This is a genomic window from Magnetospirillum gryphiswaldense MSR-1 v2, from assembly GCF_000513295.1.
GTDB classification, from domain to species: Bacteria; Pseudomonadota; Alphaproteobacteria; order Rhodospirillales; family Magnetospirillaceae; genus Magnetospirillum; species Magnetospirillum gryphiswaldense.
The window spans coordinates 378373-391552 of sequence record NC_023065.1 but is presented as its reverse complement, the minus strand read 5'-3'; the positions used below and the strand labels follow the sequence as shown (position 1 = coordinate 391552).

Sequence of the window (13180 nt, the reverse complement as noted above, 5' to 3'; positions counted from 1 at the left end):
TATGACGCCAATTCCGACCTTTTGCTCCCCGTCTGTCGCATCCCTGACGCCGCTGTCGGGGATACGACAACCGACAAAAGCGGCGAAACCCTATATTTTCCGCCACTTCTCAATTGGCATCGCAGTTGCAATACCATAATTCAGAGACCCCTGAATTGGAGGCTGCCGGTGTCCAACATCGTTTCCCTGCAAAGCATCACCAAGCGTGGTGAAGCCCAGCCCCAAGCCAGCGGCTGTTCCACCAAGTCATCGTGCGGCAGCAGCGCCGGTCAAGGCGAGATGCCCGAGCATGTGTGGAACAAGATCAAGGACCATCCCTGCTATTCGGAAGAGGCCCACCACTATTTCGCCCGCATGCATGTGGCGGTGGCACCGGCCTGCAACATCCAGTGCAATTATTGCAATCGCAAATACGACTGTTCCAACGAATCCCGCCCCGGCGTGACGTCGGAGCGGATGACGCCCGAACAGGCGGCGTTGAAGGTCGTCGCCGTCGCCAACAAGGTGCCGCAATTGTCGGTGCTGGGCATCGCCGGCCCCGGTGATTCCATGTTCGACTGGCGCAAGACCTTCGAGACCTTCCGTCAGGTGGAAAAGCGCCTGCCCGACCTGAAGTTCTGCGTCTCCACCAACGGCCTGGCCCTGCCCGACCATATCGACGCCCTGGCCGACCACAACATCGACCACGTCACCGTCACCATCAACATGGTCGACCCCGAGATCGGTACCCTGATCTATCCGTGGATCTATCATAACGGCAAGCGTTACACCGGCCTGGATGCGTCCAAGATTCTGCACGAGCGGCAGATGGAAAGCCTGGAGGCTCTGGCCAGCAAGAACATCCTGGTCAAGGTCAACTCGGTGATGATCCCGGGTGTCAACGACCAGCACCTGCTGGAGGTCAACGCCGCCATCAAGGCCCGCGGCGCCTTCCTGCACAATGTCATGCCGCTGATCTCCGACGCTGCCCACGGCACCCATTTCGGCCTGACCGGCCAGCGCGGCCCCAGCGCAGCGGAGTTGAAGGATTTGCAGGACAAGCTGGCCGGCGGCGCCAATCTAATGCGCCATTGCCGCCAGTGCCGCGCCGACGCCGTGGGCATGCTGGGAGAAGACCTGTCGCAGGACTTCACCATGGACAAGATCGATGCCGAGGTCGAGTACGACCCCGAGGCCCGCCGCCTCTACCGCGAAGTGGTCGAGCGTGAACGGGCCGACCGTCAGGCCGCCGTCGCCGTGGCCGAGGACACCTTGGCCGCCACCGCCGCTCCGGCTCGTCTGGTCGCCGTCGCCACCAAGGGTGGCGGACGCGTCAACCAGCATTTCGGCCACGCCAGCGAGTTCCAGGTCTACGAAGTCGACCACGACGGCGTGCGTTTCGTCGGTCACCGCAAGGTGGACAATTACTGCCAAGGCGGTTGGGGCGACGACGACGTGCTGGAAGACAATCTGGTCCCGACCCTGGCCGGCATCGAAGCGGTGTTCGTGTCCAAGATCGGATCGTGCCCGAAAAAGGATCTGGCTGCCGCCGGCATCACCGCCATCGACGCCTACCCGTTTGAATACATCGAAACCGCCATCGCCCGCTGGTACGCCGAAATCAACGGCCAAGCCGACGTCGCGCTGGGATCCATTGCCTGACTTTTTTAACCAAGGAGAACCGCCATGGCTCTGAAGATCACCACCTCCACCTGCTCCGCCTGCGGCGCTTGCGAATTCGAGTGCCCCAATGCCGCCATCGCCATGAAGGGCGAGACCTATGTCATCAAGGCCAGCGCCTGCAGCGAATGCGACGGCGACGACCCCAAGTGCATTGCCGTCTGCCCGGTCGAAAACTGCATCGTCAAGGCGTGAACGCCTAATCGTCAAGGCGTAATCGCCTGCACAGAGAGGCTCCCATGGTCGAAGCCGAAGCCAGCGAATTGTACGGGCCACCGGCCTTTGAGCCGGGGGAAAAAGTGCATTCCATCCGCGAAATTCGCAATGACGGCACCTATCCCGGCCTCGCCATGGGAGAGTTTCTGATCCACCGCGGTGACGTGGGCTATGTGAAATCGGTGGGGACTTATCTCAACCGCTTCTACGTCTACGCCATCGACTTCGTCGATCGCGGCATGCTGGTCGGCATGCGCACGCATGAAATCGAAAGCCTGGAGCAACCGCAATGAAGGTCACCCTGCGCAAGGTTGCCGATTACTACGAGATCTATGTCCCGAAAAAGGACCTGGAAGAAAAAGTGATCGAAACCGAAAAGCCCGGCATTTGGGGCGGTGTCATCAAGATCGGCAACGGCTGGTCGTTCCAGATGCCCGACATGCCCGCCGACACGCCGCTGCCGATCACCGTCGAAGCCCGCAAGCTCGCCGACGACGAGGATTGACACCATGAACGCCACTGCCCAACCGCATGACATCGTTGCCGATCTTGGCCGGAGAATCGCGGCGGGGCAGCTTGTGCCCTTCCTGGGACCGGACGTGCTGACGCTCACCGCCGAGCCCTGGCCGGTGCCCACCGGCGCCCGCGAACTGTCGCAACGCCTGTCCAAGCGCGTCGCCGTTCCCGGTCGTATCCGCAACAATATGTGGCACACCGCCCAGTATATCGAGACGTTCCGGCATCGCATGACGCTGGACAAGCTGATGCTGGAAATCTTCAAGCCGGTGCCCGAACCCAGCCTGCTGCACCGCTGGTTGGCCGGACGCACCCAATTGCCCCTGATCATCGACACCTGGTATGACGGCACCATGGCCCAGGCCCTGGGCGACATCCGCTCGGATTGGGCGCTGATGCAAGGCACGTCGAAGGCGCGCCGTACCGGCGATGCACCGTGGTATCGGGCCTATGCCCCCGACGGCACCGAGCTTGCCTATGACGAGGCGGCCAAGGCCAGCACCATTCTTTACAAGCCGCATGGCGCGGCGCAGCCGGCCGGCGACGTTCTAGCCTCGGATGCCGATTACGTCGAAGTGCTGACCGATATCGACATCCAGACCCCGATCCCGGACACGGTGAAGCTTCGGCGCGCCGACATGGGCTTCGTCTTCATCGGCTGCCGCTTCTACGACCAGATTCTGCGCACCTTTGCCCGCTGTCTGACCAAGCACTCCAAAGGGCCGCGCTATGCCATCGTCCCCATGGACGAGCTGTCGCCCAACGAAAAGAAGTTCATGGAGAACGAGAACATCACGCCCATCTCCATGCCCTTGGCCCAGGCGGCCGAGGTACTGGCGGCAACCGCCCCAGTCTTGTGAACCCCAAGATATCCCCAAGGAGCATCCCAAGATGGCCAATGTAACCTTCAGCGGTCCGACCCTGGAAAAGAACGTCACCGTTTACGCCGTCGCCGGCGCCAATGGCACCCTTTTGGCCGTGGCCAAGGCCAACAACATCAAGATCCCGTTCGAGTGCCAGGACGGCGAGTGCGGCTCCTGCCTGATCAAGGTGACCCATCTGGGCGACAACGCCCCCAAGGCGATCCACCTGACCGACAAGGAAAAGCTGACCCTGTCGGTGAACGGCAAACTGACCAAGGAATTGCTGGCCAAGACCGAGGTCGAGGACATGCCCCCGCCCTATCGTCTGGCTTGCCAGTACATCGTGCGGGATGAAGACATCCTGGTGGAATTCTCCGGCGAAGCCGGTGTCGAGATCGATCTGCGGCGTTGATGGCGGAAGCACGCAGATCGGTACGGGGGGCGTCCTTAGGGACGCCCCCTTTTTTACTGCGGTCTGACCACTTCCCTATTGAAACGCGCACGCACCCCCACCATACTCTCGACCATTATACTATAGGATAGCAAACGGTGAGCAATGGATGAGAGCCGTCCGACCCTAGCCTGCGATCAAGAGGCCATCCACGCCCCTGGCTGCGTCCAGCCCCATGCGCTGCTGTTGTGCATCGACCCGGCCAATCTGGTCATTGAAAGTATTTCGGCGAATGTCACGGACCTTGCCCCCCCGGGCCATCCGGTGAGCCTGGGCATGCGCCTGGATCAGGTTTTACCCGCAAGGGTCGCCGCCAGGGTGGCCGAAGACTCGAAGCGGGCCGACGGGGCCTTCCTCGCTTTGGACGAGGCTTCTTGGCCGCCCTTTGGCGCCGAAATTTACACTCATCGTTCCGCCGACACCCTGTTTTGTGAAATCGAACCGCGCCAGCCCGGTGACCAGGGACAGCCCGACCAGCTCACTTTGGTGCAAAGCACCATCTCCGGCATGCGCGAGGCGGAAAGCCTTGAGAAGCTGGCTGGTCATGTTGCAATGTGCATCCGCCAGATTACCGGTATGGAGCGGATCATGGTCTACCGCTTTGACCGCGATGGCCATGGCGAAGTGATCGGTGAAAGCCTGGACGAGAATTTCTCCGAATCCTTCATGGATTTCCACTTCCCCGCCGACGATATTCCGCCCCAGGCGCGCGCCCTTTATCTGAAAAGCCCCACCCGTTTCACTCCCAGTCGGGATTACACGCCAGCCATGCTGAAGCCGGCCCTAAAGCCGTCCACGGGGCTGCCATACGATATGGGGCGTTGCCGGTGCCGCTCGGTATCGCCGGTCCACCAGATCTATCAGCGCAATCTTGGCGTGGATGGTTCGTTTTCCTCTTCGGTCATCAGCCAAGGACGCTTGTGGGGGCTGATCGTCGGCCATCACCGTCAGCCCCATCGGGTGGGGCAAGACGCCCGCCATCAGGTGATGGTCCTGACCGATGCCTTCGCCTTGGCGCTGCACGCCACCGAAACAGCGGAAGAGCGCGACGCCCGCGCCTTGCACGTACACCTGCATGCGCGGTTGCTGGAACAAATCGCCGGTGCCGATGACTTCGTCTCGCCCCTGGTCGAGGGCGAGGTCAAGCTGACCGATATTTTCTTTGCCTCCTCCGGGGCGGCGGTGGTGTACGACGAAGGCGCCGGCGACGAACCGCTGGTCCGTATGGTCGGTCAAGCCCCTGACCGCGAGGCGGTGCTACTATTGACGAATTTCTGTCGAGCACACCTTGAGGACGGCGTTTATTTCAGCGAATGCCTCTCCGCGCATTTGCCGGAATTCCGGCAATACACCGCAACGGCCAGTGGTGTTCTGGGGATTACCGTCGGCGACACGGCTCAGCACATGATCTTGTGGTTTCGCCCGGAAAGCGTCTGCACCACGATCTGGGGTGGAAAAAGCCCGCAACAGGTCGCCCATGACAAAGACCAGGGCGACTTTCTGCCGCGCCAATCGTTTGCCCGCTGGGTCGAAGTAAGACGTGGCCACTCCCGCCCCTGGCCCCGCTGGAAGGTGGAAATTGCCCGTTCGTTGCGCACCGCCCTCAACGACGTCATCTTGCGTCAGTTGCGCACCATCCGATTGCTGAACCTGCAATTGGCCGAAAGCGACCGGGCCAAGTCCCGCTTTCTCGCCCATATGAGCCATGAATTGCGAACGCCGTTGAACGCGGTTCTCGGCTTTTCCGAAATGTTGGGCATGGGTATTTACGGCCAGGTCGTGCAACGCCAAAGCGAAGCCATCGGCCACGTGCGCGATGCCGCGCGCCATTTGCTGAACATGATCAATGACGTGCTGGATCTGTCCAAGATCGAAGCCGGCGGCTTTGACATCGAAGATGAGGAATTGGAAATCTCGGCGCTGGCCACCTATGCCCAGCAACTGCTTTCATCCCTCACACGCGAGGCCGAGGTCACCATACGGGTCGAAGTGCCCTCTGCCTTGCCCCGTCTGCGCGCGGACCGCCGCATGCTGTTGCAGATCCTGATCAACCTTTTGTCCAACGCCATCAAATTCACCCCGCCACAGGGCTCGGTTCATGTGGGCTGCCGAGAGGATGCCTCGGGGCTGTGCCTGACCGTGCACGATACCGGCATCGGTATCGCCGCCGATCAGTTGGCACGGGTGCTGGAACCGTTCCGTCAGACCGAAGACAACATGGAAATCGCCCGCAAGGGCACCGGGCTGGGCCTGCCCATCGTCAAATCCCTGGTCGAACTGCATGGCGGCACCATCCATCTGTCCAGCACCTTGGGCCAGGGCACCTGCGTGACCCTGACCTTCCCGCCTTCGCGGATCGTTCCATGACAAAGGATGGATTGCGCCAGTACCTACGGGCCGCCACCCGCCAGGGGCACCACAACGTCGATCATCATCCGCTGATGCGTCCCCTGACCGCCCCAGGCCTGACCGTCAAGGCCTATGGCCGCGTGCTGCACGCCCTGCTGGGCCTGCACCAGCCGCTGGAGACAGCCTTTCACCAAGCCCATGCCGGCCTGCCCGATCTGGCCCCGTTCAGACAGCTTGCCCTGGACCGCACCGCCTTGTTGACGCGCGACTTGAGCGAACTGGCAATATTGGATCCGACGGTGCCGTGCTGGAACGGCACCGCCCCCACCTCCGTGGCCGAATATGTGGGTTGGCGCTATGTGGTCGAGGGCTCGGTCATGGGCATCGCCATGCTGGGCCCGCGCATCCGCGCGCAATTAGGCCACCACTGCCCGCTGCACTTTTTTGGCCGCACCGATGCCGCCGGCTGGCATCATTTTTGCGGGTTGGCCGAGACGCTATGCCCGCCCCAACAATACCCGGCGGCAGGACAGGCGGCTTGCCGGCTATTCGCCGATATCGCCGATCTGTTCACCCGTCACCTGACCCGGCATGGCGCAATGAATTGACCGCCGAAGCGAGGTAAACGGCCATGGCCCACGTCATATTCTACGAAAAGCCCGGTTGCGGCGGCAACGCCCGGCAAAAGAAGACATTGTCGGATTCGGGACATGAATTGGTGGTGCGCGATCTATTGTCGCATCCGTGGTCGGGCGCCGAGCTGCTGGCCTTCCTCGCCCCCTTGCCCCCTGCCGATTGGTTCAACCGCGCCGCCCCCAAGATCAAGTCCGGCGAGATCGTCCCGGAAAATCTGGGTCCGGGCAAGGCCCTGGCCCTGCTGATGGAAGACCACCTGCTGATCCGCCGCCCGCTGATGCAGGTCGGCGACCAACGCATGGTCGGTTGGGATGAAGCCAAGGTCGCCGCCTGGATCGGCCTTGATGGCGCCGCCGGCATCGGCGAAGGCTGCCCCAAGCACGACCACGCGCCGAAGTGCGAACCGCCGGCGGCTTGACCCTACGCCCCGATGGCCAATAATTTGGGCACCTGGGCGCGGATTTCCTCGGCCACCGCCTTGTCCAATTTGTTCAACCAGGATTTGGGGATGGCCGACAGGCCGTAACAGGCGCCGGCCAACATGCCGACCATGGCGCCGGTGGTATCAGCGTCGCCCCCTTGGTTGACGGTCTGAATCAGACAATCCTGAAATGAATCGGTGACGAAATAAAAGTGCAGCACCGTTTGCATGGTGTCGACGATGTAGGCCGTGCTTTGGCCCTTGAACACCTCGAAACGGAAGCATTTGTGCTTGTCCACCAAGGCGGTGGCGATGGCCCGGGCACCTTTCATACCCTCGCCCTTCAGCAGCGCCTGAACCATGCGCACCATGGTCAACGAGGCGTGATCCGACAAAGGATGATTGTGGGTGATGTGACATTGCGCCAAGGTCCACGGCTCGACCCGGTCGGGTTGGCTCAAGGTCGCCAGAGCCATGGGTAACACCCGCATGGCGGCACCATTGCCGGCGTCGCCGTCGCAATAGGGGCCGTCCACGCTGCCATGGATCATATAGCGGCGGATGCCACGCCGACAGGTGTTGCCGATATCCACCGGACCGGTCTTCAGCCAGGCGGCAAATTCCTCGCACGCTTCGACGGCGTCGAAACGGCCCATGCGCGCCAGCGAGCGGCCCAGGGCCAGCGACATCTCGGTGTCGTCGGTGATCTGACCGGGGGCCAGATGCAGCCAGCCGCCGCCGACCATCTTGCGGTGGACGCCATATTGGCTTTGGATTTCACCGCGGGTCAGGAACTCGACGGTGGCCCCCAGGGCATCGCCCACGGCCAAGCCGAAATAGGCGCCCAAGGCCCGGTCCAGCAAAGGAATGTTTTGTTCCATGCGAACACTCTTTCCTAAAGATAGCTGGCATCGGCAAGGTATTCACCGCCGATGACCAGATATTCGCCTTCGCCCTTCAACGGATGGATGGGCAACAGCGTGTTGAAAAAAAGCATTTTCACCACCGGGACGTGGGCGGTGACGATGATGTCGCCGAAACAGCTGGCGACATCGCGATGTTCGGAAAACGACGCCAGATTGTTGATGCGCATCACCACCCGGCGGCGGTCGAGACGTTCGACGATCTGATGCTCGTCGAAGGAATTGGTGCCCCGATACAGGGTCAGATGGGTCTTGCCCGGCGCGACGAAGGTGGCCAGCGCCCATTGGCAGAACTCATACAACATATCCAATTGGGTATGGATGGAATTGTTGTGGAAGCGCGACGACATCTTTTCTTCCACATAAGCCGTCCATACCGGCCCGGTCAGGCGGTCGATGACCTGCTTATGGAAGGTGGGAAACAGGCCGAAGCGGCTTTGCACCCAACCTTTCAGTACCGCGCCTTCGGGGCCGTTGCTGTCATACCCCCAGCCCTTGAGCAGACGCAGGAACGAAGCGCGGAAACGCCGGGCCCGGTCGCCACCCTCGCGCTGTTCCGGATCAATGCCGAACATGGCGTTCATATAAGAGTGAAACGCCAAGCCGGCATCGGCCAGATCAGGGGCGTGCGAAAGCATCTCGAACAGATTCTTGTTCATCTCGCGTGCACCGGAAATGTGCAACTCCACCGGATGCGCATTGAATTCGCGGCAGCCCAGCAACTCGGTGGGCACCCCCACAAGATTGGTCGACTGACCGAAACTGCGCTTTTCCCTGGATGACACGCCCACCACTCCCATCCTGTCGGCGAAATCCTTGCAATAAATGTGCCCTTACCACCCACAGCCCTCCTTCCGACCGACACAGCAACGCCGAATGTGAGGCTTACGACAGCGTGTAGACTTCCCGACAGCCCCACAAAAACCCCCAACACACATGTTATGTATCTGTTTTTTAATGTTTTTTCGTTGTTTCGAAAAGTTGGCACGCCCATTGCCTCTATGGGAGCAGAGGCGGCGGCCGATGCCCCCGCCGACCCATTGAAGGCTAGACCAGCGAAAGGAACATCAATATGCCTCGTCAGATCGCTTTCTACGGTAAGGGCGGTATCGGCAAGTCGACCACCTCCCAGAACACCCTGGCCGCTCTGGTCGAGATGGATCAAAAGATCCTGATCGTCGGCTGCGACCCCAAGGCCGACTCGACCCGCCTGATCCTCAACACCAAGCTGCAGGACACCGTGCTGCACCTGGCCGCCAAGGCCGGTTCGGTCGAAGACCTGGAACTCGAAGACGTGATGAAGATCGGCTACAAGGGCATCAAGTGCACCGAAGCCGGTGGCCCCGAGCCGGGCGTCGGCTGCGCCGGTCGTGGCGTCATCACCGCCATCAACTTCCTGGAAGAAAACGGCGCCTATGACGACGTCGATTACGTCTCCTACGACGTGCTGGGCGACGTGGTGTGTGGCGGCTTCGCCATGCCCATCCGCGAGAACAAGGCCCAGGAAATTTACATCGTCATGTCCGGCGAAATGATGGCGCTGTTCGCCGCCAACAACATCGCCAAGGGCATCTTGAAGTATGCCGGTTCCGGCGGCGTCCGTCTGGGCGGCCTGATCTGCAACGAACGTCAGACCGACCGTGAAATCGATCTGTCCGAGAGCCTGGCTTCCAAGCTGAACACCCAGCTGATCCACTTCGTCCCGCGTGACAATGGTGTGCAGCACGCCGAGCTGCGTCGCCAGACCGTCATCCAGTACGCGCCCGACTCGAAGCAGGCCGGTGAATACCGCCAGCTCGCCACCAAGATCCATGCCAATGCCGGCAAGGGCACCATCCCGACCCCGATCACCATGGAAGAGCTTGAAGACATGCTGCTGGAATTCGGCATCATGAAGTCCGACGAAGCTGCCCTGGCCGAGCTCGAGGCCAAGGAAAAGAGCCTGTGCAGCTAATCACTGGCGACTGACCAGCCTTTATCGTTACCCCCGCCGCTCGTATGGCGGCGGCGGGGGATGCGAAAACCAGGATAAGGAGATGGGGCATGAGCCTCGACAACGCACCCGACGCTGCTTTCAATGAGGCCCTGATCAAGGAAGTCCTCGAGCAGTATCCCGAGAAGGCCGCCAAGAAGCGTGGCCGTCACCTCAACATCAAGAAGACCGACGACGCCGGTGCCTCCAGCTGTGGCGTCAAGTCCAACGTCAAATCCGTTCCCGGTGTCATGACCATCCGTGGTTGCGCCTATGCCGGTTCCAAGGGTGTGGTGTGGGGTCCGGTCAAGGACATGCTCCACATCTCCCACGGTCCGGTCGGCTGCGGTCACTATTCCTGGTCCCAGCGTCGCAACTACTTCAATGGCACGGTCGGCATCGACTCGTTCGTGACCATGCAGATCACCTCGGACTTCCAGGAACGCGACATCGTTTTCGGTGGCGACAAGAACCTGGACAAGATGATCGACGAGCTGAACGACCTGTTCCCGCTCAACAAGGGTATCTCGATCCAGTCCGAATGCCCGATCGGTCTGATCGGTGACGACATCGAAGCCGTCGCCAAGAAGAAGCACAAGGAAACCGGCAAGACCATCGTTCCGGTGCGTTGCGAAGGCTTCCGCGGCGTGTCCCAGTCGCTGGGCCACCACATCGCCAACGACGCCATCCGGGATTGGGTGTTCGAGAAGTCGAAGCCCGAGTGGGAAACCGGCCCCTATGACGTCAACCTGATCGCCGACTACAACATCGGCGGCGACGCCTGGCCTTCCCGCCGTCTGCTGGAAGAAATGGGCCTGCGCGTGGTCGGCATGTGGTCGGGCGACGCCACCTTGGCGGAAATGGAACGCGCTCCCAAGGCCAAGCTGAACCTGATCCACTGCTATCGGTCGATGAACTACATCTGCCGTCACATGGAAGAGAAGTACAACATTCCGTGGGTGGAATATAACTTCTTCGGCCCCAGCCAGATCGCCAAGAGCCTGCGCAAGATCGCTTCGCAGTTCGACGAGACCATCCAGGCCAATGCCGAGAAGGTCATCGCCAAGTACGAAGGTCTGGTCGCCGACGTCCTGGCCAAGTACAAGCCCCGCCTGGAAGGCAAGAAGGTCATGCTGTACGTGGGTGGTCTGCGCCCCCGTCACGTTGCCAACGCCTATGACGACCTGGGCATGACCATCGTCGGCACCGGCTATGAATTCGGCCACAACGACGACTATCAGCGCACCACCGATTACGTCAAGGAAGGCACGCTGATCTATGACGACGTCTCGGGCTACGAGCTTGAGAAGTTCATCGAAAAGATCCGCCCCGACCTGGTCGGTTCCGGCATCAAGGAAAAGTACGCCACCCAAAAGATGGGCGTGCCCTTCCGCCAGATGCACTCGTGGGACTATTCCGGCCCGTATCACGGTTATGACGGCTTCGCCATTTTCGCTCGCGATATGGACCTGGCCATCAACAGCCCGATCTGGTCGAAGTTCAAGGCTCCGTGGAAGGCCGCGTAAGCGCCAACCAACTGTAAAGCCTTACATTTTCTGATGTCACAACACCTCCTCGCGTGACGCCCACAAAACGGGGGCGCGAGGAGGCTGAAGGAGAACTGCCATGCCGCAGAGCGCTGACAAGGTCAAAGACCACATTTCCTTGTTCAAGGAACCGGAATACCTGGAACTGTTCGCCTCCAAGAAGGCTCAGTTCGAGTGCCGGCCCACCGACGAAGCCGTGGCCGCCCAGGCCGAATACACCAAGACCTGGGAATACCGCGAAAAGAACTTCGCCCGTGAAATCGCCACCATCAATCCGGCCAAGGCCTGCCAGCCGCTGGGCGCGGTGTTCGTGGCCGCCGGTTTCGAAGGTACCCTGCCCTACGTGCATGGTTCGCAAGGCTGCGTCGCTTATTTCCGTTCGCATCTGGCCCGTCACTTCAAGGAAGCCGTGCCGATCGTTGCCGACTCGATGACCGAAGATGCCGCCGTGTTCGGTGGTCTCGCCAACATCGTTGAAGGCCTGCAGAACGCCTACACGCTCTATAAGCCGAAGATGATCGTGGTTTCGACCACCTGCATGGCCGAAGTCATCGGCGACGATCTGTCGGCGTTCATCGCCACCGCCAAGGAAAAGGAATCGGTTCCGGCTGATTTCCCGGTTCCCTTCGCTCACACCCCGTCTTTCGTCGGCAGCCACACCACCGGCTACGACAACCAGATGAAGGGCATTCTCAGCTACTTCTGGGATCGTGAAGCGCAGTTGACCGCCGCTGCCGGCGACAAGATCAACATCATCCCCGGTTTCGACGGCTATGCGGTCGCCAACAACCGCGAGATCAAGCGTTACCTCGACACCATGGGCGTCGACTACACCTTCATCGGCGACGTTTCCGACGTCTACGATACGCCCTCCGACGGCGAATACCGCATGTATGACGGCGGCACCACGCTGGACGAGACCCGCGCCGCCATCAACGCCAAGGCCACCATCGGCCTGCAGGAATTCTGCAGCCTGAAGACCCTGGAATACGTGGCGACCAAGGGTCAGCAGACCGCCGCCTTCAACTATCCCATGGGCATCGGCGCCACCGACGCTTTCCTGATGAAGGTTTCGGAACTGACCGGCAAGGCCATTCCCGCCTCCATCGAAAAGGAACGCGGTCGTCTGGTCGATGCCATCACCGACAGCCAGGCTTGGCTGCATGGCAAGAAGTTCGCCGTGTTCGGCGATCCCGACTTCACCTTGGCCATGTCCGCCTTCCTGATGGAAATGGGCGCCGAGCCGACCCACGTCCTCGCCACCAACGGCGCCAAGGAATGGGAAGCCAAGGCCAAGGCCCTGCTCGCTTCCTCGCCCTTCGGTGCGTCGGGTCAGGTGTGGGCCGGTAAGGATCTGTGGCACCTGCGTTCGCTGCTGTTCACCGAGCCGACCGACTTCATCATCGGTTCGTCCTACGGCAAGTATCTGGAAAAGGACACCGGCATTCCGCTGATCCGTCTGACCTTCCCGATCTTCGACCGTCACCACCACCACCGCTTCCCCACCTTCGGCTACCAAGGTGCGCTGCGGGTTCTGGTCGAAATCCTCGACCGCGTGTTCGAAGTCGCCGACGAATCGGACATCTCCTTCGATCTGACCCGGTAACCTGCTGTCCCGGTTTAGATC

Annotated in this window: 14 protein-coding genes; 12 read left to right on the top strand and 2 right to left on the bottom strand. The window is 61.0% G+C overall.

Annotated features, from left to right (window positions below):
• Window positions 1–168: 168 nt before the first annotated feature.
• The 9 genes from nifB to MGMSRV2_RS01815 all read left to right on the top strand — a co-directional run bounded on the left by nifB (window position 169) and on the right by MGMSRV2_RS01815 (window position 7108).
• Window positions 169–1641, top strand: coding sequence for a nitrogenase cofactor biosynthesis protein NifB (nifB, locus tag MGMSRV2_RS01855; RefSeq protein ID WP_024078613.1), 1473 nt, complete (start codon window positions 169–171; stop codon window positions 1639–1641).
• Window positions 1642–1665: 24 nt separating this feature from the next.
• Window positions 1666–1854 carry a 4Fe-4S dicluster domain-containing protein gene (locus MGMSRV2_RS01850; RefSeq protein ID WP_024078612.1) on the top strand — a complete coding sequence of 63 codons (189 nt, stop codon included), beginning with the start codon at window positions 1666–1668 and terminating at the stop codon, window positions 1852–1854.
• Between the two features lie 44 nt (window positions 1855–1898).
• The gene (locus tag MGMSRV2_RS01845) at window positions 1899–2168 is read left to right on the top strand and encodes a nitrogen fixation protein NifZ (protein ID WP_024078611.1); all 270 of its coding nucleotides are present in this window, start codon (window positions 1899–1901) and stop codon (window positions 2166–2168) included.
• Complete coding sequence (nifT, locus tag MGMSRV2_RS01840) at window positions 2165–2380, top strand: putative nitrogen fixation protein NifT (protein ID WP_024078610.1); 216 nt, start codon at window positions 2165–2167, stop codon at window positions 2378–2380. The genes MGMSRV2_RS01845 and nifT overlap by 4 nt, the downstream gene beginning before the upstream one ends.
• Before the next feature lie 4 nt (window positions 2381–2384).
• Window positions 2385–3251: an SIR2 family protein gene (locus MGMSRV2_RS01835; RefSeq protein ID WP_024078609.1), complete on the top strand. Its 867-nt coding sequence runs from the start codon at window positions 2385–2387 to the stop codon at window positions 3249–3251.
• 31 nt (window positions 3252–3282) lie between these two features.
• The gene (locus MGMSRV2_RS01830) at window positions 3283–3666 is read left to right on the top strand and encodes a 2Fe-2S iron-sulfur cluster-binding protein (protein ID WP_024078608.1); all 384 of its coding nucleotides are present in this window, start codon (window positions 3283–3285) and stop codon (window positions 3664–3666) included.
• Window positions 3667–3810: 144 nt separating this feature from the next.
• Window positions 3811–6072, top strand: coding sequence for an ATP-binding protein (locus MGMSRV2_RS01825; protein WP_024078607.1), 2262 nt, complete (start codon window positions 3811–3813; stop codon window positions 6070–6072).
• Window positions 6069–6662 (top strand): biliverdin-producing heme oxygenase, encoded by a 594-nt coding sequence (locus tag MGMSRV2_RS01820; protein ID WP_024078606.1) that lies wholly within the window; start codon window positions 6069–6071, stop codon window positions 6660–6662. The genes MGMSRV2_RS01825 and MGMSRV2_RS01820 overlap by 4 nt, the downstream gene beginning before the upstream one ends.
• A 23-nt stretch (window positions 6663–6685) precedes the next feature.
• On the top strand, window positions 6686–7108 hold the full coding sequence (locus MGMSRV2_RS01815; RefSeq protein WP_024078605.1) for a thioredoxin domain-containing protein: 423 nt from the start codon (window positions 6686–6688) through the stop codon (window positions 7106–7108).
• Between the two features lie 2 nt (window positions 7109–7110).
• On the opposite strand, the gene draG is transcribed toward MGMSRV2_RS01815, so the two are convergent.
• Together draG and MGMSRV2_RS01805 are read right to left on the bottom strand one after the other, a co-directional pair.
• Complete coding sequence (draG, locus tag MGMSRV2_RS01810; RefSeq protein WP_024078604.1) at window positions 7111–7992, bottom strand: ADP-ribosyl-[dinitrogen reductase] hydrolase; 882 nt, start codon at window positions 7990–7992, stop codon at window positions 7111–7113.
• Window positions 7993–8006: 14 nt separating this feature from the next.
• A complete protein-coding gene (locus tag MGMSRV2_RS01805) occupies window positions 8007–8834 on the bottom strand; it encodes an NAD(+)--dinitrogen-reductase ADP-D-ribosyltransferase (protein ID WP_024078603.1) in 828 nt (275 codons plus the stop codon).
• Window positions 8835–9100: 266 nt separating this feature from the next.
• On the opposite strand from MGMSRV2_RS01805, the gene nifH reads away from it, so the two are divergent.
• From nifH to nifK, 3 genes are all read left to right on the top strand, one after another.
• Window positions 9101–9988, top strand: a complete 888-nt coding sequence (gene nifH / locus MGMSRV2_RS01800; RefSeq protein WP_041633387.1) for a nitrogenase iron protein — start codon at window positions 9101–9103, stop codon at window positions 9986–9988.
• A gap of 89 nt (window positions 9989–10077) precedes the next feature.
• Entirely contained in the window at window positions 10078–11532 is a 1455-nt protein-coding gene (gene nifD, locus MGMSRV2_RS01795; RefSeq protein WP_024078601.1) for a nitrogenase molybdenum-iron protein alpha chain, read from the top strand.
• Window positions 11533–11632: 100 nt separating this feature from the next.
• A complete protein-coding gene (gene nifK, locus MGMSRV2_RS01790; RefSeq protein ID WP_024078600.1) occupies window positions 11633–13159 on the top strand; it encodes a nitrogenase molybdenum-iron protein subunit beta in 1527 nt (508 codons plus the stop codon).
• The last annotated feature ends 21 nt before the right edge of the window (window positions 13160–13180 follow it).

Coding starts and splice junctions, on each gene's coding strand:
- MGMSRV2_RS01850 (WP_024078612.1), top strand. CDS start 1,666: ATGGCTCTGAAGATCACCACCTCCACCTGCTCCGCCTGCGGCGCTTGC.
- MGMSRV2_RS01845 (WP_024078611.1), top strand. CDS start 1,899: ATGGTCGAAGCCGAAGCCAGCGAATTGTACGGGCCACCGGCCTTTGAG.
- nifT (WP_024078610.1), top strand. CDS start 2,165: ATGAAGGTCACCCTGCGCAAGGTTGCCGATTACTACGAGATCTATGTC.
- MGMSRV2_RS01835 (WP_024078609.1), top strand. CDS start 2,385: ATGAACGCCACTGCCCAACCGCATGACATCGTTGCCGATCTTGGCCGG.
- MGMSRV2_RS01830 (WP_024078608.1), top strand. CDS start 3,283: ATGGCCAATGTAACCTTCAGCGGTCCGACCCTGGAAAAGAACGTCACC.
- MGMSRV2_RS01825 (WP_024078607.1), top strand. CDS start 3,811: ATGGATGAGAGCCGTCCGACCCTAGCCTGCGATCAAGAGGCCATCCAC.
- MGMSRV2_RS01820 (WP_024078606.1), top strand. CDS start 6,069: ATGACAAAGGATGGATTGCGCCAGTACCTACGGGCCGCCACCCGCCAG.
- MGMSRV2_RS01815 (WP_024078605.1), top strand. CDS start 6,686: ATGGCCCACGTCATATTCTACGAAAAGCCCGGTTGCGGCGGCAACGCC.
- draG (WP_024078604.1), bottom strand. CDS start 7,992: ATGGAACAAAACATTCCTTTGCTGGACCGGGCCTTGGGCGCCTATTTC.
- MGMSRV2_RS01805 (WP_024078603.1), bottom strand. CDS start 8,834: ATGGGAGTGGTGGGCGTGTCATCCAGGGAAAAGCGCAGTTTCGGTCAG.
- nifD (WP_024078601.1), top strand. CDS start 10,078: ATGAGCCTCGACAACGCACCCGACGCTGCTTTCAATGAGGCCCTGATC.
- nifK (WP_024078600.1), top strand. CDS start 11,633: ATGCCGCAGAGCGCTGACAAGGTCAAAGACCACATTTCCTTGTTCAAG.